General features: G+C 70.2%; 23 protein-coding genes. 10 read left to right on the top strand and 13 right to left on the bottom strand.

The window, feature by feature from the left end; all coding sequences use genetic code 11:
- Positions 1-54: 54 nt before the first annotated feature.
- The 5 genes from HNR67_RS46795 to HNR67_RS33470 all read left to right on the top strand — a co-directional run bounded on the left by HNR67_RS46795 (position 55) and on the right by HNR67_RS33470 (position 3,123).
- Positions 55-312 carry a helix-turn-helix domain-containing protein gene (locus tag HNR67_RS46795; RefSeq protein WP_185006425.1) on the top strand — a complete coding sequence of 86 codons (258 nt, stop codon included), beginning with the start codon at positions 55-57 and terminating at the stop codon, positions 310-312.
- The gene (locus HNR67_RS33485) at positions 309-530 is read left to right on the top strand and encodes a hypothetical protein (RefSeq protein WP_185006423.1); all 222 of its coding nucleotides are present in this window, start codon (positions 309-311) and stop codon (positions 528-530) included. The genes HNR67_RS46795 and HNR67_RS33485 overlap by 4 nt, the downstream gene beginning before the upstream one ends.
- A 38-nt stretch (positions 531-568) precedes the next feature.
- On the top strand, positions 569-1,447 hold the full coding sequence (locus tag HNR67_RS33480) for a LysR family transcriptional regulator (RefSeq protein ID WP_185006421.1): 879 nt from the start codon (positions 569-571) through the stop codon (positions 1,445-1,447).
- Positions 1,448-1,518: 71 nt separating this feature from the next.
- Complete coding sequence (locus HNR67_RS33475) at positions 1,519-2,376, top strand: NAD-dependent epimerase/dehydratase family protein (protein ID WP_185006419.1); 858 nt, start codon at positions 1,519-1,521, stop codon at positions 2,374-2,376.
- A 39-nt stretch (positions 2,377-2,415) separates the two neighbouring features.
- The gene (locus HNR67_RS33470; RefSeq protein WP_185006417.1) at positions 2,416-3,123 is read left to right on the top strand and encodes a TetR/AcrR family transcriptional regulator; all 708 of its coding nucleotides are present in this window, start codon (positions 2,416-2,418) and stop codon (positions 3,121-3,123) included.
- On the opposite strand, the gene HNR67_RS33465 is transcribed toward HNR67_RS33470, so the two are convergent.
- The 9 genes from HNR67_RS33465 to HNR67_RS33425 form a co-directional block, all read right to left on the bottom strand.
- Positions 3,120-3,491: a DUF427 domain-containing protein gene (locus HNR67_RS33465; RefSeq protein ID WP_185006415.1), complete on the bottom strand. Its 372-nt coding sequence runs from the start codon at positions 3,489-3,491 to the stop codon at positions 3,120-3,122. The two genes, HNR67_RS33470 and HNR67_RS33465, sit on opposite strands and share 4 nt — an antisense overlap.
- A gap of 106 nt (positions 3,492-3,597) precedes the next feature.
- Positions 3,598-4,035 carry a roadblock/LC7 domain-containing protein gene (locus HNR67_RS33460; protein ID WP_185006413.1) on the bottom strand — a complete coding sequence of 146 codons (438 nt, stop codon included), beginning with the start codon at positions 4,033-4,035 and terminating at the stop codon, positions 3,598-3,600.
- Entirely contained in the window at positions 4,032-6,629 is a 2,598-nt protein-coding gene (locus HNR67_RS33455; RefSeq protein ID WP_185006412.1) for a sensor histidine kinase, read from the bottom strand. Before HNR67_RS33455 ends, HNR67_RS33460 begins: the two co-directional genes overlap by 4 nt.
- Positions 6,626-7,615 (bottom strand): ABC transporter substrate-binding protein, encoded by a 990-nt coding sequence (locus tag HNR67_RS33450; protein WP_185006410.1) that lies wholly within the window; start codon positions 7,613-7,615, stop codon positions 6,626-6,628. The genes HNR67_RS33455 and HNR67_RS33450 overlap by 4 nt, the downstream gene beginning before the upstream one ends.
- Before the next feature lie 11 nt (positions 7,616-7,626).
- Positions 7,627-8,805, bottom strand: a complete 1,179-nt coding sequence (locus HNR67_RS33445) for a 4-hydroxybenzoate 3-monooxygenase (protein ID WP_185006408.1) — start codon at positions 8,803-8,805, stop codon at positions 7,627-7,629.
- A 19-nt stretch (positions 8,806-8,824) separates the two neighbouring features.
- Positions 8,825-9,601 carry an ABC transporter ATP-binding protein gene (locus tag HNR67_RS33440; protein ID WP_185006406.1) on the bottom strand — a complete coding sequence of 259 codons (777 nt, stop codon included), beginning with the start codon at positions 9,599-9,601 and terminating at the stop codon, positions 8,825-8,827.
- 29 nt (positions 9,602-9,630) lie between these two features.
- Positions 9,631-10,413, bottom strand: a complete 783-nt coding sequence (locus HNR67_RS33435) for an ABC transporter permease (protein WP_185006404.1) — start codon at positions 10,411-10,413, stop codon at positions 9,631-9,633.
- The gene (locus tag HNR67_RS33430; protein ID WP_185006402.1) at positions 10,410-11,210 is read right to left on the bottom strand and encodes an ABC transporter permease; all 801 of its coding nucleotides are present in this window, start codon (positions 11,208-11,210) and stop codon (positions 10,410-10,412) included. Before HNR67_RS33430 ends, HNR67_RS33435 begins: the two co-directional genes overlap by 4 nt.
- Entirely contained in the window at positions 11,207-12,184 is a 978-nt protein-coding gene (locus HNR67_RS33425; RefSeq protein WP_312988591.1) for an ABC transporter substrate-binding protein, read from the bottom strand. Before HNR67_RS33425 ends, HNR67_RS33430 begins: the two co-directional genes overlap by 4 nt.
- A 239-nt stretch (positions 12,185-12,423) precedes the next feature.
- Between HNR67_RS33425 and HNR67_RS33420 the strand changes: the two genes are divergently transcribed.
- The 3 genes from HNR67_RS33420 (at position 12,424) to HNR67_RS33410 (ending at position 17,783) form a co-directional block, all read left to right on the top strand.
- On the top strand, positions 12,424-13,347 hold the full coding sequence (locus tag HNR67_RS33420) for a LysR family transcriptional regulator (protein WP_185006400.1): 924 nt from the start codon (positions 12,424-12,426) through the stop codon (positions 13,345-13,347).
- Between the two features lie 106 nt (positions 13,348-13,453).
- Positions 13,454-14,611: an NAD-dependent formate dehydrogenase gene (locus HNR67_RS33415; protein WP_185006398.1), complete on the top strand. Its 1,158-nt coding sequence runs from the start codon at positions 13,454-13,456 to the stop codon at positions 14,609-14,611.
- A 1,249-nt stretch (positions 14,612-15,860) separates the two neighbouring features.
- Entirely contained in the window at positions 15,861-17,783 is a 1,923-nt protein-coding gene (locus HNR67_RS33410) for a maleylacetate reductase and hydroxyquinol 1,2-dioxygenase domain-containing protein (protein ID WP_185006396.1), read from the top strand.
- A 5-nt stretch (positions 17,784-17,788) separates the two neighbouring features.
- Here HNR67_RS33410 and HNR67_RS33405 read toward each other — a convergent pair whose 3' ends face one another.
- Genes HNR67_RS33405 through HNR67_RS33390 form a run of 4 tightly spaced genes read right to left on the bottom strand, consistent with a single transcriptional unit; the run spans position 17,789 to position 21,319 of the window.
- Positions 17,789-18,568 carry an IclR family transcriptional regulator domain-containing protein gene (locus HNR67_RS33405; RefSeq protein WP_185011399.1) on the bottom strand — a complete coding sequence of 260 codons (780 nt, stop codon included), beginning with the start codon at positions 18,566-18,568 and terminating at the stop codon, positions 17,789-17,791.
- Between the two features lie 11 nt (positions 18,569-18,579).
- Positions 18,580-19,755: a thiolase family protein gene (locus HNR67_RS33400; RefSeq protein ID WP_185006393.1), complete on the bottom strand. Its 1,176-nt coding sequence runs from the start codon at positions 19,753-19,755 to the stop codon at positions 18,580-18,582.
- A complete protein-coding gene (locus tag HNR67_RS33395; RefSeq protein WP_246493771.1) occupies positions 19,752-20,477 on the bottom strand; it encodes a CoA-transferase subunit beta in 726 nt (241 codons plus the stop codon). Before HNR67_RS33395 ends, HNR67_RS33400 begins: the two co-directional genes overlap by 4 nt.
- A gap of 20 nt (positions 20,478-20,497) precedes the next feature.
- Positions 20,498-21,319 (bottom strand): CoA transferase subunit A, encoded by an 822-nt coding sequence (locus HNR67_RS33390; protein ID WP_185006390.1) that lies wholly within the window; start codon positions 21,317-21,319, stop codon positions 20,498-20,500.
- Between the two features lie 198 nt (positions 21,320-21,517).
- On the opposite strand from HNR67_RS33390, the gene HNR67_RS33385 reads away from it, so the two are divergent.
- Together HNR67_RS33385 and HNR67_RS33380 are read left to right on the top strand one after the other, a co-directional pair.
- Complete coding sequence (locus HNR67_RS33385) at positions 21,518-22,066, top strand: TetR/AcrR family transcriptional regulator (protein ID WP_185006388.1); 549 nt, start codon at positions 21,518-21,520, stop codon at positions 22,064-22,066.
- Between the two features lie 34 nt (positions 22,067-22,100).
- Positions 22,101-23,018: a LysR family transcriptional regulator gene (locus HNR67_RS33380; RefSeq protein WP_185006385.1), complete on the top strand. Its 918-nt coding sequence runs from the start codon at positions 22,101-22,103 to the stop codon at positions 23,016-23,018.
- The last annotated feature ends 12 nt before the right edge of the window (positions 23,019-23,030 follow it).

Below are 23,030 nucleotides of genomic sequence, written 5' to 3'. Positions count from 1 at the left end.
CCCCGGGGCGATCCGAGTGCAGGCGTCTCAGGCCGAGCGGGTAGCGAAAGGAGAATGGTGAACGAAAAGGCTGTTCAGCAGGTACTGCACGATCTGGGTCCCAGGCTGAAGCGCTTCCGGATGCAGCGTGACTGGACCCTCAAGGAAGTGGGTCGCCGTACGGGATCGTGCTACTCCGTCTGGAGTCGCATCGAGTCCGGCATCCGTACGCCCTCGTTGGAACAGATTCTGTACCTGTCCGCAGCCCACAAGCTGCGACTCGACTACCTCATCGGGCCTGATCCTCTCTGGTCGAAAGGACCAAGCTGGTGAGCACCGGGGCGCACAATCTGACCAAGATCACCATCTACATCAACCCGGCGACTGAGGACGCTCTTCAGGCGGTGATGGAGCGGGAAGGCATCACGCTGACCGAGGCGGTCCGGCACCTTGTCGCGTATGGGGATGTCGTGTACCGCGCTGATCGTGTCGAGGGAAAGATGGTGCTGATCAGCGACGGCGACCAGACGGAACGGATCACGCTGCTCTGAGTCATACGGCGGCTGGCGACGCGTCTAGCCGGACATAGATGATCTTGTGTTGCGCTAGGGCAGAGACACGAAGTGTTTCCGCAGCTAGATGCGAGTACGAAGAGTGCAGTAAGAACTTCACAGTTGTCGCCGAACACCTGCACTTCGGCCGGGCCGCCGAGGCGCTGCACATCGCCCAACCCGTGCTGTCCCGCCAGATCCGGGCCTTGGAGGAGGAACTCAAGGTCCAGCTGTTCCGCCGGGACCGCCGCGCCACCGAGCTGACCCCGGCCGGGGAACAGCTGCTCGCCGACGCCCGGCCGCTGCTGGCCGGCGCGGAGGCGTTGCGCCGCCGGGTCGGGCGGGCCGCGCGCGGGGACCGGTTCACCGTCGGGTTCATGCCCGGCCTGATCGTCACCGCCGCGGTCCGCGAGCTGAGCCGCCGCCACCCGGAGCTGACCGTGGACGTGCAGCGGGTGGATTGGACCGAGCAGACCGCGGTCATCCACGACGGCCGGGTGGACGTCTGCTTCGTGCGCAGGCCCATCGACCCGGCCGGGCTGACCGTCCGGGACCTGTTCACCGATCCCAGGGCGGTGCTGCTGCCCGCCGATCACCGGCTGGCGGGCAAGGAGACGGTGGAGATCGCCGACCTGGCCGGCGAGCACCTGCTGCAGGCCCCGGCCGCCGTGCCGGAATGGCGGGACCAGGCGAGCGCGGGACCGGTGCTGCGCACGATGGAGGAGAAGCTGGAACACGTGGCCGCCGGGCACGGCGTGGTGGTGCTGCCGATGTCCGCGATCAGCTTCTACCAGCGGCCCGACGTCACCCACATCCCGATCACCGACATCGCGCCCAACCAGGTCTGTCTGGCCTGGGACAGCACCCGGCGCAACCCGCTGCTGATCGAGTTCGCCGCCATCGCCGCTGACGTCTGATACCCGCAGGGCATCACAGGCGCCGGAACAGGTCTTGGACCTGCGGCTTCGTCCGGACGCAGACTGCTGGCATGAACATTTTCCTGACCGGCGGCTCCGGTTACCTCGGCCGCCACCTCATCCCCGTGCTGCGCGGCCACGGCCACCAGGTCACCGCGCTGACCCGCAGCGAATCCTCGGCCGCCCTGGTCGCCGATCTCGGCGCGACCCCCGCGCACGGCGAGCTGACCGACCTGGATGTGTTGCGCGCCAACGCCTCCGCCGCCGACGCGGTGATCCACGTCGGGCAGGTTTACAGCGCGGACACCCACCTGATCGACCTGGCCGCCGCACAGGCGTTGCTGGCCGGACTCGACGGGCGCGGCCCGTACCTGCACACCGGCGGCACCTGGGTCTTCGGCGACACTGACGGCATCGCCGAGGAGACCGCCCCGCACCGCCCGCCGCGCCTGACCGCCTGGCGGACCGAGAACGAGCGGATCGTGCTCGCGCACGCCGATTCCGGCGGGCACCCGGTGCTGGTCATGCCCGGCCTGGTCTACGGCAACGGCGGCGGCATCATCGAGCAGGCATTCGCCGTGCCCGGCCGGATCACCGGAGCGGTGCCGTGCATCGGCGACGGCGGCAACCACTGGTCGCTGGTGCACGTCGAGGACATCGCCGAGCTGTACGCCCTGGCCCTGTCCGCACCAGCCGGAGCCACCTACGCCGGCACCCTGGACACCTATCCGACCCAGGCCGAGATCGTCGGCGCGGTGGCCAAGTCGGTCGGCGCGACCGTGGCCAACCTGGACCCCGGCCAGGTCGAGACCCAGCTCGGCGTGCTCGCCGAGGCGCTCTCGCTGGATCAGCGGGTCAGCGGTGCGCGGGCCCGCCGCGAACTCGGCTGGACCCCTCGGCACACCGACCCGGTCGTGGAGCTGTCCTGACCAACCGGTCGGTAGAGAGCCAAACGCTATACTTGCTATATGACCGAGAAGCGGCGGGGGAGCAGCGCCACCAGGGATCGCCTGCTGCTCGCCGCCGGTCAGCTGCTGCACGCCTCCCCGGACGGCAAGGTCTCCACCAGGGCGATCTGCGAACAGGCCGGGGTGCAGGCGCCCACGCTGTACCACCACTTCGGCAGCAAGCAGGGCCTGCTGGACAGCGTCGCCGACTACGGCCTCAGCCAGTACCTCGACGATCAGCCGGTGCCCGAGGGCGATCCGGTGACCGCGCTGCGCCGGGGCTGGGACAACCATGTCCGGTTCGGCCTGGACCACCCCGGTTTCTACGTGCTGCTCTACGGCCAGGTCGAACCCGGCCTCCCGTGCGCGCTGACCGGCGCCGCGGAGGCCATGCTCCTGGAGCTGCTGCGCCGGATCGCCCAGCAGGGCAGGCTGCGGGTGACCCCGGCGGAGGCGGCCCGGCAGATCGTGGCCGCCAACGTGGGCATCGCCCTCAGCCTGATCGCCCAGCCCGAGCCCACCAGGGACCTGGGGCTGTCCGATCGGTTGCGGGACAACGTGATCGACGCCCTGCTCACCGACGCCCCGGCCGGCGCCGCCGCGGGTGGCGGCACCGTGCCGAGTGCGGCGGTGGCCCTGCTGGCCGCCCTGGACGGCGACCCGGCGGCCGGGCTCAGCGAGGGCGAGGCGCACCTGCTGCGCGAGTGGCTGCGCCGCCTGGCCGGTTAGGACTCGCTGATGGTCACGCGGTCGGTGTAGAAGGCCACGTGCTCCTTGATCTCGGCGACCGCCGGGTACGGGGTCTCGTAGGTCCACACCGAGTTCTCCCCGCGCACGCCGAGCGCGGGCACGCTGAAGTAGGCGGCGTCACCCTTGTACGGGCAGTAGGTGGACTGCTCGGTGCGGGTGAGGTGCTCCACCCTGGTGTCCGCGCGCGGGATGTAGAGCACCGCCGGGTAGCTGGATTCCCGCAGCGTCAGGGCGGCGCTGGTGTCGGCCAGCACGGTGTCCCCGACCCGCACCACCACCCGGCCCCGGTGCGGCTCGATGGTGATCGGGTGGTCCGGGCCGGGTACCAGGACCTTCTTCTCCGCCATGACATACCTCCACTGGGTTCTCCTGGCCAGAACCCCGGATCCGGATGCTTTGTTCCACGCGTCTCTACCGACCGGTCGGTAGAGACGCGAGAATCGGCACCCCCGCTCAGTTGCGCATCGCGGGCACCGCGGCGGCCGCGTGCAGCTGCGCCCGCAGCTCCGGCGTCAGCTGCGGCCCGACCCGCTCGACCAGCCGTGCCATCGCGTACCCGACCATGCCGATATCGCAGGTCGGCGCGGCCAGCGCGGCCAGGCAGGACCCGTCGCTGATCGACATCAGGAACAGGTAGCCGCGTTCCATCGCCACGATGGTCTGCTTCACCTCACCCGACTCGAAACACCGCGCCGCGCCCGCGGTCAGGCTGACCAGCCCGGACACCACCGCGGACAGTTGCTGGGCGCGCTGACCGGGCAGCCGGTTGGAGCTGGCCAGCATCAGGCCGTCGGCGGAGAGCACCACCGCGTGCGAGACCCCGGCCGCCCGGTTGACGAAATCGTCGACCAGCCAGTGGAAGTCTTCCAGCCGTTCGGTGTCGCTGCTCACTGCCGCTCCTTGTTCGCCAGAATTCGGTCGTCCGCCAGCGGATCCTCCGCGGGGACCCGGGGACCGCCGGGTTGGCTGGGGATCCCGGACGCGTGGTGGCCGTTGCCCGTGCCCGCCGTGGTGATCACGCCGCCGAAGGTGCCCGGCGGCGGGGTGTGGTCGTCGGCGGATTCCCGGCCGTGCCGGACACCCTGCTGGTAGGCGGAGAACCGGTCCCGCAACTGCTCCGCGTTGGGCCCCTGCGCCGGCCGGGACGCTGGTTGCTCCACCAGGGCGTGCCGACGCTGCGGGGATCCGGGCACCAGCAGGGACTTCGGCACCCGCTTGGGCAGTCCGGCCTCGGTCGCGCTGTGCTCGGCCGGGGCGGAGAGCGCGGCCGCGGCCTGCCAGCCGTCGTCGGCCGGCGAGGCCCAGGTCGAGGTGACGCTGACCGCGGGCTGCTCCGGCCGGACCGGACGTTGCGGCGCGGGCAGCGCGGGCACCTTGGGTTCCTCGGTGCCGCAGGAGGCGCTGAACCACTCGGACAACGTGAGTTCACGGTGCGGGGTGCCTGCCCGGACGGTGGTGTCCCCCCGGCCGATGCGAACCCGTGGACGGGGGAGCGGGTTCGCATCGGTCCCGTTGCGCTGCAACGGATCCGGGGGGATCGGGGCGTCCGCCTTGTGCAACAGCGCCGGGGGCAGGATGACCAGCGCGGTGGTGCCGCCCTCGAACTCGTCGTCCTTGAGCTGCACCGTGATCGAGTGCCGCTTGGCCAGCTCGCCCACCACGAACAAGCCCATCGCGCGGGTCACCGACACATCCACCTCGGGTGGTGCGGCCAGCCGTTCGTTGAACCGGAGAAGGTCCTCCTGGCTCATCCCGATGCCGCGGTCCCTGATCTTGATCACCAGTTTGCCGGAGCGGGTCTGCACCGCGCGCACCGAGACCTTGGTGGTGGGCGGGGAGAACTCGGTCGCGTTGTCCAGCAGTTCGGCCACCAGGTGGGTGAGGTCGGTGACCACCCGGCCCTGGATCAGGGTGTCCGGCACCGGCAGCACCTCGACCCTGGCATAAGCCTCCACTTCGGACAGTGCCGCGCCGATCACCTCGAACACCGGCACCGGCCGGGTCACCCACCGCTCCGGGCTGGTGCCGGAGAGGACGAGCAGGTTCTCGCTGTTGCGCCGCATCCGGGTGGCCAGGTGGTCCAGCTCGAACAGCCGGGCCAGGTGATCGGGGTCCAGCTCCTCCTGCTCCAGGCGGTCGATCAGGTCGATCTGCCGTTCCACCATCTCCTGGCTGCGCCGGGACAGGTTGGTGAACATCTCGTTGACGTTGGCGCGCAAGGCCATCTCCGCCACCGCGAGCCGCACCGCCTCCTTGTGCACCACGTCGAAGGCACGGGCCACCTGGCCCACCTCGTCGGTGGTGTGCACCGGCACCGGCGCGACCGCGGTCTCCGCCGAGGCCCTCGGGTCCTTCTCCGCGCGGATCCGGCTGATCACCGCGGGCAGTCGCACCCGCGCGATGTCCAGTGCCGCACCACGCAACGCGCGCAACGGCACCAGCATCCAGCGCGCCACCATGATCATCAACGCGAACGCGGCCAGCAGGGCCAGCCCGACCAGCGCGGAGTCCCGGTACACCGCGGCGCGGGCGTCCGCGATCACGGTCACCACGGATTTCTCCGCCTGGAGCTGGATGTTGGTGAGCACCTCGGCCACCAGGGAGACGGTGCGGTCCCCGTCGCGCAGCACCTCGATGTCGTCGATGGTCACCGGCTGCCCGGCATCGGCCTGCACCAACGCCAGCTGCACCAACCGGTTCAGCCCGTCCACCGGCGGTCCGCTGACGGTGTCCAGGTAGCGCTGCCGGTCGGCCAGGCTGGCGGTGCTCTCGAACTCGGCCAGCGCCGCGTCGAAGCGGGACCGGGCCGAGCGCAGCGCGGTGACCTGACCGGGCGGGAACTCCCCGGCGCGGGCCGCGGCCTGCAGGATCGCGTTCTGCACCGCGAGCTGTTCCTTGGCATCGGACAGGGCCTTGGCCGCGGTGGCCAGCGGGGTGAGCACCGGATCGTTGACCCCGGCGGTCGCGGCCCGCTGCACCTGGGTCAGCGAGTCCATGATCTGGGTGTAGCCGGTGATGGTCGCGCCCACCGGGTACTTGGTGCCCTGCACGGTGCGGCGCAACGCACCCAGCTTGTCCAGGGATTCCAGCGCGACCTCGAAGGAGCCGCGCACCCCGCCGCCGATCCCGGTGGCCGCCGCGCCGAGCGCGCGCAACTCGCCGACCTGCAGGTCCACCGCGGAGATCCGGTTGCTGTGCTCCGGCCCGCCCGCGGCCCTGCCACTGGCCACATAGGACACCGCGGCGTCGCGTTCCCGTTGCAGCGCGGTCCCGGTGGACACCACCTTGCCCGCGATCTGCAGTTCCTGCTGCACCTTGGCGAACAGGTCCACGTCGCCGAGCTGACTGCTCAGCCGCAACCCGGCCAGGGTCACCGTGCTCAGCGCGGGCACCAGCAGCACCACCGCGAGTTTGCTGCGCAGTGGCCAGTTCCGCGGTGACAGCGAACGTCCGTTGGGGGACTTGGGCTTCTCGTGCTCGCTCATGCCGGGCTCCCGCCGAGCAGCATTGGTTTGATGTCCATCGGCGCCTCTAGCAGTCCGTAGGTGCGCATGAGGTCGGCGACCCGTTGCAACCGGGTGGCGTCGATGCTGATCGGGTACACCCCGAAGTGCACCAGTGCCGCGGTCTCCGCGTCGATCTGGGCGAAGCCGGGCAGCAGTGATTCCACAGTGGACTTGCGGGCCGCGTCCTGCTGACCCCGGTTGAGCGCCCGCCGGAACGCCTCCACCGCCTTGGGATGGGCCTTGGCGAAGGCCCCGGTGGTGGCGTACCCGGCGATAGGGATGTCGGCGGTGGGGCCGCTGGCCGCGTCCAGCACCGGGACCGCGCCCAGGGTGCGTTCGGCCTTGCTGATGAAGGGTTCCACCATGAACGCGGCGTCGACCTTCTTGCTCTGCAACGCCGCCTGCATGTCCGGGAACGGCATCTCCACGAACGTCACCGATTTCGGGTCGACGTTGTTGGCCTCCAGGGTGGCCCGCGCGGTCAGCTCCAGGATGTTCTTGAAGGTGTTGATGGCGATCTTCTTGCCTGCCAGGTCCTTCGGGCCGCGGATCGGCGAGTCCGGTCCGGTGAGCACCAGGAACATGTTGGCCCGCGCCTGGTAGCCGTCCGCGGCCAGTTTGATGCCGCCTGCGTTCTTGGCGGTGCCCTTGGCCTCGGCGGCGAAGAAGGACACCCAGTTGCCGAAGGTGAAGTCCAGCTCGTCCTTGAGCATGCCCTGCACCCCAGGACCGCCACCCTGGATGGTGGTCAGCTCCACCTTGAGGCCCTCGGCCTTGAAATAGCCCTTGGACAGCGCGATGTGCACCGGCGCGACGTCGACCACCGGCATGATGCCGAGCCGGATCCGCTGTTCCTGCACCGGCGCCCCGCTGCCGCCGCCACCACTGAACACACCACAGCCGGTGGTCAACAGCAGGGACAACAACAACGCGACTGATCGGGGTCTGCGGGTTCGCGGGTTCATCGGGGGTTTTCCTAACTCGGCACGGCGATCGTGCGGGCGAAGGGCGGTCCGACATAGTCCTCGGCGAGACTGGTCGCCGCGGCGGTCGAGCTGACGGTGTGGTGCAGCTGGGAGAGCTGGAGGTAGCGCTGGAACCTGTCCTCGCCGGGGGAGCGGTGCAGCATGTCGGTCATCAGCGAGGAGAACCGCTGCGCCCGCCAGACCCGGCGCAGCGCGGTGTCCGAATAGGACTCGGCGGGGCGCTCGTCGTTCTCGGCCAGCAACGCGGTGAAGGCATCGGCCAGCAGCGCGACGTCGGCGATGGCCAGGTTGAGGCCCTTGGCGCCGGTGGGCGGCACGATGTGCGCGGCATCCCCGGCCAGGAACAACCGCCCGTGCCGCATGGGTTCGGCGACGAAGGCCCGCAGGTCGGTGTTGATGGTCTCCAGGATCTCGCCGGGCCGGATCTCCTCGCCCAGCCGGGCGCTCAGCTCGGTCCAGATCCGCTCGGCTGGCCAGTCCGCCGGAGTGTCCTCTGTGGACACCTGGAGGTAGAGCCTGCTGATCTCGGGGGTGCGCATGCTGGCCAGTGCGAAACCCCGGTCGTGCGCGGCGTAGACCACCTCGGCGCGGGTCGGGGGCGTGCGGGCCAGGATGCCCAGCCAGGCGAAGGGGTAGCGGTGTTCCAGCGCGGTCAGCGTGGGCGCGGCCTGCCGGGTGACGCCGTGGAAGCCGTCGCAGCCGGCGATGACCTCGCAGTCGAGCACCTGCGGCCTGCCGTGCCGGTCGGTGTAGCCGATCCACGGCGAGTCGGTGGTCAGGTCGTGCAGGCTCACATCCCGCACCTCGAAGCGCAGGTCGCCGCCGTCGCGCACCCTGGTGGCGACCAGGTCCTTGACCAGTTCCTGCTGTCCGTACACGGTGACCGCCTTGCCGACCAGGTCGGCGAAGTCGATCCGGTGCTCCACCCCGTCGAAGCGCAGCAGGATCCCGTGGTGGGTCAGGCTTTCCCGGTCGAGGCGATCGGCCACCCCGGCCTCGCGCAACAGTTCCACGGTCGGGGCCTCCAGGACCCCGGCGCGGACCCGCTTCTCGATGTAGGAGCGGCTGCGGGTTTCCAGCACAACCGAGTCGATCCCGTTGCGGTGCAACAGGTGGGACAGGAGCAGTCCGGCCGGTCCGGCGCCGACGATGCCAACCCTGGTGCGCACGAGCTATTCCCCCCTTTCCTCAACGGGTCGCGGACGCTTTGGCTTTCTGGATCTGCTCGTACACTTCCGCCCGCAGTTCGGCGAAGCGCGGCAACGCCCTGGTGTGCAACTGATCGCGCTCGGCTGGCAGGTCGATCGGGATCTCCTGCTGCACCACCGTCGGCGCGCTGGAGAGCACGATCACCCGCTCACCCAGGTAGACCGCCTCGTCGATGTCGTGGGTGACGAACAGGATCGTGACGCCCAGGTCCCGCCACACCCGGCGGATCAGGTCCTCCAGATCGGCCCTGGTCTGCGCGTCCACCGCGGCGAAGGGCTCGTCCATCAGCAGCACCCTCGGCTGGTAGGCCACCGCGCGCGCGATCGCCACCCGCTGCTGCATGCCGCCGGAGAGCTGCCACGGGTAGGCGTCGTGGTCCCCGGCCAGGTCGACCGCCGAGAGTGCCAGCCTGCCGAGGCGTTCCCGTTCGGTCTTGGCCATCTTCTTCTGCCGCAACGGCAGTTGCACGTTCTCCCACACGGTCAGCCAGGGGAACAGGCTGCGCCCGTACTCCTGGAACACCATGGCCAGTTCCACCGGCGGCCCGGTGACCGGTTTCCCGTTCACCGCGATGCTTCCACCTGTCGGCGGCAGCAGGCCGGAGAGGCATTTGAGCAGGGTCGTCTTGCCGCAGCCGGAGGGGCCGACCAGGCAGACGAGTTCGCCGTCCGCGACCTCCAGGCTGACTTCGCGGACCGCCTCCACCGTCCGGTTCTCCCCGGGGTAGACCTTGTGCAGCTCCCGCACCGTGAGCATGCCTTGCCTCGCCTCCGTGACGTCCCGGCTCATCCGTCGTCCCGCTGGGCGCGCCGGAGGCCGAGGTACCAGGACAGCGCGCGGCGTTCGGCCACGCGGAACAGCAGGGACAGCGCGACGCCGAGCAGTCCGAGCAGGATGATGCCGCTCCACATCTCCGGGATCGCGAAACCGCGCTGGAAGGAGATGATCGTGAAGCCGAGACCGTTGGTGGCGGCGAACATCTCGCTGACCACCATCAGGATCACCGCGATGGACAACGCCTGCCGCAACCCGGTGAAGATCCGCGGACTGGCCGAGCGCAGCACCAGGTGCCACAGCACGGTGAACCCGCGCAGCCGGTACAACCGGGCGGTGTCCCGCAGCACCTCGTCGATGCCGCGCACCCCCTCCACCGTGTTGAGCAGCACCGGCCACACCGCGCCCGCCGCGATCACGGTGATCTTCATGGTGTCCTCGATGCCCGCGAACAGCATCAGGATCGGCACCAGCACCGGCGGTGGGATGGCCCGGAAGAACTCCAGCACCGGTTCGGTGGCCAGCCGCACGGTCCGGTTGAGTCCGATGAGGACACCCAGACCGACGCCGAGCACCGCGGCCAGCGCGAATCCGGTGGCGAGGCGGCCGAGACTGGGCAGCACGTCGTCGATCAGCCGCTCGGAGAACCACACCTCGCCGAAGGTGGCCAGGATCCGGGACAACGGGGGGAGGTAGATGTTCTGACTGTCCGAAGAGGACAACCACCACAGGCCGAAGAGGACTCCCGGCAGCCCCACCGCGTAGGCGAGGCGTCGGAGCAGTCTGGCGGTCACCGGACCGAGTCACCTCGCACAGCCGGATGCCAGGCCAGCACACGCCGTTCCACCGCCCGGAAAACCAGGTTGAGCAGCATGCCGACCAGACCGGTCACCAGCACCAGCGCGTACAGCGTGGCGATGGCGCCGCTGGACTGGGCCAGCGCGATCTGCCTGCCCAGTCCGGGACTGCCGATGACCAGCTCGCCGGTGACCGCGAGCACCAGCGCGACACTGGCGCCCAGTCGCACCCCGGTGAGCACGTAGGGCAGCGCACTGGGCCAGACCACCCGGCGCACCCTGGCACACAACCCGAGCCGGTACACCGTGGCGGTGTCCATCGCGACCGGGTCCACATCGCGCACCCCGGCGATCACCTGCACCAGCACCTGCCAGAAGGCCGCGTACACCACCAGCAGCAGGGTCGAGCGCAGATCGGTGCCGAAGAGCAGCACTGCCAAGGGAACCAGCGCGACCGAGGGGATCGGCCGCAGGAACTCGATGGTGGAGGCGGTGGCCTTGCGCACCACGGGCAGCAGCCCGATCGGCACGCCGAGCAGGATCCCGCCGCCCACCGCCAGCAGCAGGCCGATGGCCCACCCGCGCAGGGTTTCGTAGAGGGAGAACCAGAACACCGGACTGGCCGCCTCGGCGGCGAGCGCGCCGAGCATCGCGGTCAGCGGTGGCAGGTACACAGTGGACACCAGCCCCAGGCGCGGCGCCAGTTCCAGCACGACCGCCAGCCCCGCCACGCCGAGCGCGCCGAGGGTGGTGGCCGAGGTGCCGGCGCCGCGCACCGGGGAGGTGAGGATCATGGCAGCAGTGCGGTCAGGTCGGGCTTGCCGGAGACCAGTCCGTCCTGCGGGGCGAGATCGGCCAGCACGGCCACCGACTCGCGGTTCACCTCGGCAGGCCAGTCCGGCAGGGTCAGCGCCGCGACCTGCTCCTTGGTGATCTTCGTGTAACCGGTGATCGCCTGCCGCGCCTCATCGGGGTGCGCGGTGGCGTAGGTGGCGGATTCCTTGGCCGCCTCGGTGAACCGGCGCACCAGATCGGGTTGCTCGGTGCGCACCTTGGCCGAGGTGAAATAGGCCGCCACGGTCAGTTTCGGCGCGGTGTCCACGAAGTTCCAGGCCACCACCCTGGCGCCCTGGTTCTTGGCCATGGTGAGGAAGGGTTCCACCACCCAGGCCGCGTCCACATTGCCCTTGGCCAATGCCGCGGGCATGTCCGGGAAGGCCAGCTCGGTGAATTTCACCGCCGCCGGATCACCACCGGCCTTGCGCACCGAGGCACGCACCGTGGTGTCGCCGATGTTCTTCAGGGTGTTCACCGCGACACTGCGGCCTGCCAGGTCCTTGGCGGTCTGCACCGGGGAGTCGCCGCGGACCACCACGGCGCCGAAATCCCCGCCGGACTTCCCGGTCGAGGAGGTGCCATTGGCCACCACCTTGACGTCGAGACCCTTGTCCCTGGCCACGAGCAGTGAGGTCATGTTGCTGAAACCGAAGGTGAGCTGACTGCTCATCACCCCGGGCAGGATGGCCGCGCCGCCTTGGCCGGTCTCCAAACGCAGGTCGATACCCCGTTTGCTGAAGAAACCCTTTTCTTTGCCTAGGTAGATGGGTGCCACGTCGATGACGGGGACCACCCCGAGGCTGACCGAGGTGGTCGCGCCGCTGGTGCCGGGGGTGTCGCCACCACCGGCGACCGGGGAGGCGCAGCTGCTCAGGGCCAGTGCGCCGGATAGCGCGAAAGCGGTGGTACGCAGGGAAAACCTGGTGGTCACAACCTGCCGGGTCGCTGGAATGGGAATTACGTGTGGGGTTCGCCGCCGCAGCACCCCGGCGATGCTAGGGGTTCCCGCATTTCCGGGAAATCGTCCATCCGGGTCGGACTCAATTCACTGATTGTCCATTGTGGACGCGTTCAGAACCGTGAAAACCCCACGTGGAATCGGTTGCGCGACAATGTGGAATCGGTTGCGCGGGGCTGGACCACGACCGCCGGGCTGGACCATGCTGAGGCGTGCTGTTGCGTCAACTGGAGTATCTGGTCGCGCTCGCGCGGGAGCGGCACTTCGGCCGGGCCGCCGCGGCCTGCCACGTCTCGCAGCCCTCGCTGTCCGCGGCGATCCGTTCGCTGGAGAAGGAACTGGGCGCGCCACTGGTCGACCGCGGCCGCAAATTCGCCGGCCTGACTGCGGAGGGTGAGCGGGTTCTGCTGTGGGCGCACCGCATCCTGGCCGAGCGGGACGCCCTCCAGGACGACCTCTCCGCCATGCGCGAGGGCCTCACCGGGACAGTCAGGATCGGCGCCATCCCCACCGCGCTCACCGCGGTCTCGTTGCTCACAGCCCCGTTCTGCCAACGACATCCGCACGCCAAGGTGGTCCTGCGCGCACTGTCCTCCCGGGACATCGCACACGGCCTCGCCGAGTTCGAACTGGACGCCGGACTGACCTATTTGGACGGTGAGCAGCTGGGCCGGGTCCGGCGACTCCCCGTATACGAGGAACGCTATCTCTTGCTCGCGCCGAGCGACAGCGATCTTGCCCGTCAGGGTTCGGCGAGCTGGGCCGAGGCCGCCGCTGTGCCGCTGTGCCTGCTGTCCCCGGAGATGCGCAACCGGCGGATCCTGGACGAGCTGTTCGCCGCGGCGGGCGCGACCGTGGCCCCGGCGGTGGAGACCGACTCGGTGGCCGCGCTGTACGCCCATGTGGCCACCCGGACCTGGTACTCGGTCATCTCGCACGCCTGGCTGCACATGTTCGGCGTGCCCGCCGGGATGCGGGTCCTGCGGCTGCACGGCACCGCGCAGACCCCGAGGGTCGGCCTGGTCACCGCGGACCGCGATCCGGAGGCGCCGATGGCCGCGGCGCTGGCCGAGGTGGCCCGCTCGATCGACGTACGCGCCGAACTGGACCGGGTGGCACGCGGCCACCTGTCATAGCCCGCACCTATCGATCAACAGGGAAGAACGCTTTGACCAGCGCCGTTGCCGGGCAGAACGCTGTGGGAGGCAAGGGAAAACCACCCCAGTGCGAGGAGACGGCGAGATGGCGAAGGTGCTGTGCGTGCTCTACGACGACCCGGTGGACGGCTACCCGACCGGTTACGCCAGGGACGGCCTGCCACACCTCGACGGCTACCCCGGCGGCCAGACCCTGCCCACCCCCCAGGCCATCGACTTCACCCCAGGAGCCCTGCTCGGCAGCGTCTCCGGCGAACTGGGCCTGCGCCGTTTCCTGGAGAGCCGCGGCCACACCCTGGTGGTGACCTCGGACAAGGACGGCCCCGAGTCGGTGTTCGAGCGCGAGCTGGTGGACGCCGACGTGGTGATCTCGCAGCCGTTCTGGCCCGCCTACCTCACCCCGGAACGGATCGCCAAGGCCCGCAACCTCAAGCTCGCGGTCACCGCGGGCATCGGCTCGGACCACGTGGACCTGGCCGCCGCCATCGAGGCAGGCGTGACCGTCGCCGAGGTCACCTACTGCAACAGCATCAGCGTCGCCGAACACGTGGTGATGATGATCCTCGGCCTGGTCCGCAACTACCTGCCCGCGCACCGGATCGTCAACGAGGGCGGCTGGCACATCGCCGACGCAGTAGCCCGCTCCTACGACCTGGAAGGCATGCACGTCGGCACGGTCGCCGCAGGCCGCATCGGCCTCGCGGTGCTACGCCGCCTCAAGCCCTTCGACGTACACCTGCACTACACGGACAGGCATCGCCTGCCCACTGAAGTCGAGCAGGACCTCGGCCTGACCTTCCACCCGGACGCGGCCACGATGGTCCCCCACTGCGACGTGGTCACCATCAACGCCCCCCTGCACCCGGAAACCGAAGACCTCTTCAACGCCCACCTCATCTCCACCATGCCCCGAGGCGCCTACCTGATCAACACCGCCCGAGCCAAAATCGCCACCCAAGAAGCCGTAGTCCAGGCCCTGGAGTCCGGCCACCTGGCCGGCTACGCAGGCGACGTCTGGTACCCCCAACCCGCCCCCGCCAACCACCCCTGGCGAACCATGCCCCACCACGGCATGACCCCCCACATCTCCGGCTCCTCCCTGTCCGCCCAAACCCGCTACGCCGCAGGCACCAGAGAGATCCTGGAGAACTTCTTCGACGGTTCCCCGATCCGCGACGAGTACCTGATCGTGGACGGCGGCAAACTGGCCGGCACGGGAGCCCACTCCTACTCCACCCGCTGACCCGCCCGCACCCGCTGACCCACGTCCACCCCCTGAGCCGAGAGTCGCCAACCCCAACGGCATCCCGCCCAACCGTGGCCAGTGCCCGAGCGAACCACCACCGCGCTCGGCCCGAGCCACGTCCACCTCTCCACCCGGCGCGAACGCCCGCTGGGTGGAGGGGTGATCGCGCCGAGCCCGCCCCGGCCCGCAGCCCACCAACTCACCCCACACCTCCGACTTGGCCCGGCCCGGTGGGTGTGCGGCGCGGGACCGGGGCGCGCTCCGCCGAGGCCGGGCTGGGGACCTGCTCCCGCAACCCGCACATCGCGAACTGGCCCCGGAGCTGTGCGAGCCCCTGGATACGGTGCAGGCATACCTAGCGGAGGAGATGGTGTGAGAGGTGGCAGGTGAGGTCCGGCAGACCGAGGGCCTGAGCGCCAGCGGCCCACTGCTGTGGAACACTGAAGAAGCCTCTCGCTGCCCAGAGCACTGCTCTGACCTGCGCATTGTGGACAACCGTCAGTACTGCGGCAGTCCTGTGGATACGCTGGGAACCAAATCACCACTTCCCGCGTTGCGTGAACAATCGGAAGCGCGCCACCCGCACCGCCGCCCAAATCGCCCCCAGCCCCAGCCCCAGCCCCGCACACCGCTCCTCCGCCTTGCACCACCGCACCCACCGCCGCCCGGCTCGCCGCCCCGCAGCACCGGCCCACTCGCCCGCAGCGTCCGCCGGCCCAGCCCGCCGCGACGGCCGCACCGCAGCGACCCCGCGTCCTGCCCCGGCCCGCCCTGGTGCCGGGGCCCGGCCTGTCCCTGCGCCGCCACCCGCTGCGCGAACGCCTGGGCGGGGCCGCTCCGCTGCTGCGCCGCACGAGCGACCAGCGAGCATCCGTCGGCGGTCGGCGGTCGGCGGTCGGCGGTCGGTTGAGCCGCCGGGCGGTGCTGCCCGTGGCCCACGGCACGCGGCGCGCTGGGCGAGTCGATCGCCCGGACCACCACCGACTCCGGCTTCAGCGACCAGCGGCACCTCACCCGGGTGAGGTGCACGCATCTGGATACTGCGCCCGCAGCCCGCAGCCCGCAGCCCGCAGCCCGCAGCCCGCAGCCCGCAGCTGGTCGCTCGTCGCTGGTCGCTCTGCCCGCCACGCTCGCCCTGCCCGCCACGCCCGTCGCGTTTCGCCGGACCGGGTGACGCGTGTTCGGTGCAGCGTGGACAGCACATTTGTGCAGTGCCGAACCCGGAGATCAGCCGGATACTGCCCGCATGGCCGAGTTCGAGCACACCGCCAACTTCGAGTACACCGCCAACCCCGCCCGGATCGTCTTCGGCGCCGGCACGCTGAGCCGGTTGCCCGCGGAGGTCCGCGCCCTTGGCGGGACCAGAGCGCTGCTGCTGGGTACCTCCGCGCGGAGTACCGATCGGGCCGCGGACGTGCTTGGTCCGCTGCTGGTCGCGCGGTTTGACCGGGCCGCGATGCATACGCCGGTCGAGGTCACCGAGGCGGCGCTGGAACTGCTGCGTGCCAACGGCATCGACTGCCTGGTCGCGGTCGGTGGCGGCTCGGCCATCGGCCTGGCCAAGGCGCTCGCGCTGCGCACGGATCTGCCCCAGGTGGTGTTGCCCACGACCTACGCTGGGTCCGAGGTCACGGCTGTGCTCGGCCAGACCGAACAGGGGCGCAAGAGTACGTTGGCCTCGCCTGGGGTGCTGCCGGAGACGGTGGTCTACGACGTCGAGTTGACCCTTGGGTTGCCGGTCGCGTTGTCGGTGACCAGTGGGGTCAACGCGATGGCGCACGCGGTGGAGGCGCTCTACGCCCCGCAGGCCAACCCGGTCACCGAACGCCTCGCGGTCGAGTCGATCACTCTGCTGGCCCGCGCGCTGCCCCGCATCGTCGCCGACCCGGCCGATGTCGAGGCTCGCGCGGACGCGTTGCAGGGAGCTTGGCTGGCGGGGACCTGTCTTGGGTCGGTTGGCATGGGGTTGCATCACAAGCTCTGTCACACCTTGGGGGGCTCGTTTGGTCTTCCGCATGCGGAGACTCACACCGTGGTGTTGCCGCATGCCATGGCGTACAACGCTTCCGCCGCCCCGGCCGCGATGTGCCTGGTCGCGAGGGCGCTCGGTGTCACCGATGCTCCCCGTGGCCTGTATGACCTGATCGTCCGGCTGGGTGGGCCGATCTCGTTGCGGGAACTGGGTTTGGGTCGGGGTGATCTGTCCAGGGTGGTCGAACTCGCCACTGCTGCCCCGTACCCGAATCCGCGTCCGGTCACCGCCGAGGGACTCGCCGCGTTGCTGACCGATGCCTGGAACGGCTGTGCCCCAACGCCTTCCGGGCCGCCCGACCTCAACCCCCTCACCGAGGAGGTCGTGGCCAGCTTCGCCAACACCCCGGACCCGCGGACCCGCGAACTGCTCGGCGACCTGGTCCGCACCCTGCACGGCTACGTCGGCCGCAACGACCTCACCCAGCCGGAGTGGCAGCGGGCGGTGGAGTTCCTGGCCCGCACCGGCCAGATCAGCACCCCGACCCGCCAGGAGTTCGTGCTGCTCTCCGACGTGCTCGGTGTCTCCAGCGCGGTCGACATCCTCACCAACTCCAGAACCCCCGACACCACGCCGTCCGCGGTGCTCGGACCGTTCTATGTGGACGGTCCACCTGAGACACCGCACGGCGCCGACCTGGCCGCTGGACTGCCGGGCACGCCGATGTTCGCCGACATCACCGTCACCGACATCGACGGCGCCCCGGTCGCCGACGCGGTGGTGGATGTCTGGCAGGCCAACGAGGATGGCTTCTACGACGTCCAGCTACCCGACCTCGACGGCCCGGTGCTCCGCGCTCGATTCCACACGAATGCCTTGGGAAAGCTCACTTTCGCCGCGATCCTGCCCGCCGAGTACCCCATCCCGGAGGACGGTCCGGTCGGTCAACTGCTCGCCGCGGTCGGCCGCCACCCCTACCGTGCCCCGCACGTGCACTTCATGATCGCCAAGCCCGGCTACCGCACGCTGGTGACCCAGCTCTTCGTCCGGGGCGGCCGGTATCTGGACTCCGACACGGTTTTCGGGGTCAAGACCGGTCTGATCGTCGACTTCCCGGCACATCAGGGACCCGCCCCCGACGGCCGACCTGGCCCGTGGCGGTCGCTGGACTTCACCTTCCGTATCGCGGCCGGGTAGGGCGCTCAACGTCGAGTGCGCAGATCGCCCTCGATTCCCTTGCACGCCAACAGCAACCGCGGCAACAACTCCGACTCCAGCGCCGCTGCCGAGAATCGGCTGGCGTGCGTGGCGATGTTCGCCGCCGCCACCACCCGGCCCGCCCGGTCCCGGATCGGCGCGGCCACCGACCGCAGGCCCTCCTCCAGTTCCTGGTCCACCACGGCCCAGCCCTGCTCGCGCACCACCCGCAACTGTTCGCGCAACCGCTCCGCCGAGGTGATCGTCCGGGTGGTCAGCCGGGCCAAACCGCTGGCCGCCAACGCATCCGCCAGCGCCGCGGCCTCCAGTTCGGCCAGCAGTACCTGTCCCATCGAGGTCGCGAACGCCGGGAACCGGGTGCCCACACTGATCCCGACGGTCATGATCCGGGTCACCGCCGCCCGCGCCACGTACACCACGAACCCGCCGTCGAGCACCGACACCGAACTGGACTCGCCGACCTCGGCCGACAACCGCTCCAGATGCGGCTGCGCAACCTCCGGCAGGGACTGGCTGGACAGGTAGGCGTAGCCCAGTTCCAGCACCCGCGCGGTCAGCGCGAACTGCTTGCCGTCGGTGCGCACGTAACCCAGGTCCACCAGGGTCAGCAGGAACCGGCGGGCGGCGGCCCTGGTCATCCCGGTTTCCCTGGCCACCTCGCTCAGCGTTAGCTCCGGGGTGTCCGGCCCGAACGCGGTGATCACCGCCAGGCCACGCGCCAGCGACTGCACGTGGTGCGCGCCCCGCTCCGCCTGCTCGTCCATCTCGCTCCCGCTCACGCCTGCAGCACCACGGCCAAGCCCTGCCCGACCCCGATGCACAGGGTGGCGAGTCCCCAGCCGCCGCCCGCCCGCCGGAGGCGGTGCGCGAGCTGGGTCAGCAACCGCCCGCCCGAGGCGCCCAGCGGATGCCCCAGCGCGATCGCGCCGCCGTCGGTGTTGACGATCTCCGGATCCAGTTCCGGCCAGGCCCGCAGGCAGGCCAGCGCCTGTGCCGCGAATGCCTCGTTCAACTCCACCGCGGTCAGGTCCGACCAGCCGATCCCGGCCCGCCGCAACGCGATCTCCGCCGCCCGCACCGGTCCCAGCCCGAACACGTCCGGATCAACCCCGGCCGCACCACGTCCGGCGACCCTGGCCAGCGGCGTCACGTCCAGTCGGCGCGCCGCGTCCGCATCGCCCAGCAGCAGTGCGGAGGCACCGTCGTTCAACGGCGAGGAGTTCCCGGCCGTGACCGTCCCCTGTGGACGGAATACCGGCTTCAACCCGGCCAGCTTCGCCGCCGTGGTATCCGCCCGGATGCTCTCGTCCCGAGCCAGCTCGATCCCGGGCACCGCGACAATCTGCTCGTCGAACCGCCCCGCCGCCCAGGCCGCGGCGGCCAGCCGGTGACTGCGCAACGCGAACTCGTCCTGACTCGCCCTGTCCACTTCGGACTGATCGGCGAGGATCTCGGTGCTCTCGCCCAGCGACACCGTCCACTGTGGTGGCATCGCAGGATTCACCATCCGCCAGCCCAGCGTGGTGGAGTGCAAGGTCGCGTCCGCGGCCGGAAAACCCTTGGCGGGCTTGGGCAAAACCCACGGCGCCCGGCTCATCGACTCCACCCCGCCCACCGCCACCAGCGAGGCGTCACCCACCGCGATCATCCGCGAGGCGTGCATGGCGGCGTCCAAACTGGACCCGCACAACCGGTTCACCGTGGTACCCGGCACCGAGGTCGGCCATCCGGCCAGCAACGTGGCCATCCGCGCCACGTTCCGGTTGTCCTCCCCGGACTGGTTGGCCGCCCCGAAGACCACCTCGTCCACCGAGCCCGGGTCGAAGCCGACCCGCTCGGTCAACGCCCGCAACACCACCGCCGCCAGGTCATCCGGCCGGACCCCGGACAGCGCGCCACCGTGCCGCCCGAACGGAGTCCGCACCCCGTCCAGCAGGAACACCTCGGTCATGACCGTCCCTTCAGGTCCCGCAACATCGTCAACTCGGCCACGGTCGGCGCCGGCGTCTCGCTCAGCTCGGGGGAGACCCGCAGCTCCCACCCGGTGGCCGCCCGCACCTGCTGCACCGAGATCCCCGGATGCACCTGCGTCAACGTGAGTTCCCGCGTCTCCGCGTCCGGCCGCAACACGCCAAGGTCGGTGATCACCGTGGTCGGTCCGGCGCCGCGCAGGCCCAGCCGTTCCCGGTCACCGGCCCCTGACCCGTGTCCGACCGAGGTGACGAAGTCCACCCGCTCCACGAAGCTCCGCGAATTCTGCCGCACCACCACGAAAACCTCCCGGCAGGAGGCCGCGATCTCCGGCGCGCCACCGGCTCCGGGCAGCCGGACCTTGGGCTGGTGGTAGTCCCCGACCACGGTCGTGTTGATGTTGGCGAACCGGTCCAACTGCGCCGCGCCGAGGAAACCCACGTCGATCCGGCCGGGCTGCAACCAGTAGTTGAACACCTCGGGCACGCTGATCACCGCGTCCGCGGTCTCGCCCAGGATCCCGTCGCCGATCGAGGCGGGCAGCCGATCCGGCTTGGATCCCAGGGTCCCCGATTCGTAGATCAGCACCAGTTCCGGCGCGTGCGTCAACCGGGCCAGGTTCGCCGCGGTGGAGGGCAGCCCGATCCCCACGAAGCAGCGAATGCCGTCCCGCAATGCCCTGGCCGCGGCCACCGTCATCATCTCGTCCGCGGAGTACTCGCTCACGCCAGGCTCCCGGAGTCCGCGAAGACGTTGTCCCGCAACCATTCTCCGAATCGCTCCCGATCACGGGAGATCGCGTCCCAGTCCTGGTACCACTGGTTGTCCCGCTCGGAATACCCCTGTGCGTAGGAGGGATGAGCCCCGCCCGGCACCACGGCGACCCGGTCAACCGCCCAGGACGGCAACACCACCGCACCCGGCACCGGCGACAACTCCGCCACCACCTCCTCGACGGTCACCAAACTCCGCCGAGCCGCCAGCACCGCCTCTTTCTGCACCCCGAGCAAGCCCCAGAGCTGCACATTGCCACGCCGATCGGCCCGCTGCGCGTGCACCACGGTCACATCCGGGTTCAACGCGGCCACCGCCGCCAGCCGCTCCCCGGTGAACGGACAGTCAACCGACCGGATGGTAGGCGTCACCGCACCCAGATCGGTCCCCGAATACCCGCGCAACACCGCGAACGGCAACCCGGAAGCCCCGGCCACATACCGGTTGGCCATCCCCGCGTGGCTGTGTTCCTCCAGCTCCAACGCACGTGGCCAGGCGTGCTCCACCGCGTCCCGGAACCGGTGCAGCGAACCGACCCCGGGATTCCCACCCCAGGAGAACACCAGCTTGCGCGCGCATCCCGCGCCGATCAGCTGGTCGTACACCAGATCGGGGGTCATCCGGACCAGGGTCAGCTCCCGCCGGCCCTGCCGGATGATCTCGCGCCCTGCCGCCATCGGGATGAGGTGGGTGAACCCCTCCAGCGCGACCACATCACCGTCACGCACCAGCTCGGCGATCCCGTCCGCCAGCGACACGATCTCCGCCATCGCCGCTCCTATGTTCGCATTGCGCACACAAGTTCTGTATACGAACATAGTCCCGCCTCAAACGGCCGTCAACAAACCCCGGTCACCGTGCTGTCGTGTGCGTCTACCAACCGGTCGGTAGGCGGCCCGCAGCGGACTGCCGGCCAGCTGGATGGTTGCTGCTACGGTCGTTCGACCAGCGGAAATGAGGGGAATCGAATGCCAGACAAGACCTGGACGCGGATCATGGAGGAGGCCAGGACCCTGTTCAGTCAGCAGACCTACGGCGGCACCTCGATGCAGCAGATCGCCCAAGCGGTCGGCATCACCAAGGCCTCGCTGTACCACTACCACGCGGGCAAGTCCGCGATCCTGTCGACGCTCGTGCGGGATCCGCTTGTCGAACTGGAACGCGTGCTCGAACTCGCGTCCCTGCGGAGGGAACGCGAAGAGCGCCGGGACGACGTGCTCAATGGCTTCGCCCGCGTCATGATCGCGCACCGGCAGACCATGGGCCTGCTGTTGCGGGACGGCTCCGTGCACGGTGAGCAGACCGCCGAGATCCGTGACTTGTTCCAGGTGCTGATCGACCGAGCCATGGACGTGCTCAGCGACGGCAACACCGGCTGGCGCCGCAAGCTGCTCGCCGCCCAGGCGCTGGGCGCGGTGACCGATCCCGTCGCCCTGTTCGCCGATGTCCCAGCCGACGAACTGCACGTCGAACTCGTACGCGGCGCGCACGCGATCCTGGCGCTGCGCCACCACTGAGCGGCCGGGGACCCGCGCGGCCTAGGGTTCGTGGGTGGTTACCGTGCGGCAGTTGGAGTGTTTTGTCGGGGTTGTGGACAGTGGCACGTTCACGGCGGCCGCCGAGGTGTTGCTGCTGACCCAGCCCGCCCTCTCGCGCAGTGTCCGCGAACTCGAACGGGTGGTCGGCGCGCCGTTGCTGGAGCGGTTGCCGCGCGGGGTGGAGCTGACCGCGGTCGGCCGGGCGGTGCTGCCCGCGGCCCGCAGCGCGCTGGCCGAGGCGCGCCGGGTACGCGAGATCGGGCGGCGCGCGGCCGGGTTGCTGACCGGCGAGCTGCACGTGGCCGTGGTGCAGTCGCTGACGCTGGGCGCGTTGCTGCCGGTGGTGCGGCTGTGGCGGGAGGAGCACCCCGAGGTCGAACTGCGGATCACCGAGTTCACCCACCGGGATCACCTGGAGCAGGCGGTGCGGGACGGGTTCGCCGACGTCGCCGTCTCCCCGCGGCCGCGGGAGTGGGACGGGCCGGTGCGCGAACTCGGCACCGAGGAGTTCGTGCTGGTCCTACCGACCGGTGAGTCGGTTCCGGTGCGGGAGCGGGTGCCGGTGGCGAGCCTCGCGCAGCGGCGGTGGGTGCACTTCGACCCGGTGAACGGGCTGGCCGAGGTGGTCGACCAGACCTGCGCGGCGGCCGGTTTTAACCCGATCGTGTCCGTGCGCACCGCGCAGACCAGCGCCGCGCCCCGGCTGGCCGCGGCGGGACTGGGCGTGGCACTGGTGCCTGCCAACATCCTGGTGCCCACCGACGCGATGACCGTGGCCTTCCCGGAACCGGCGGTGCGCAGGCCGGTCGCTGCGTTCACCCGGCGGGCGCCGGATCCGATGACCGGGGCGTTCCTGGAACTCCTGGAGCGGGCGGCGGCCGTGGTGCCCGAGTTCCTGCCCGCGCCACCCGACCGGTCGGTAGGGGAGTGAGCAGACGCCTGC

Source organism: Crossiella cryophila (assembly GCF_014204915.1).
Classification (GTDB): Bacteria; Actinomycetota; Actinomycetes; order Mycobacteriales; family Pseudonocardiaceae; genus Crossiella; species Crossiella cryophila.
Note: the sequence above shows the minus strand (reverse complement) of the source record. Positions and strands in the feature narration are given on the sequence as shown.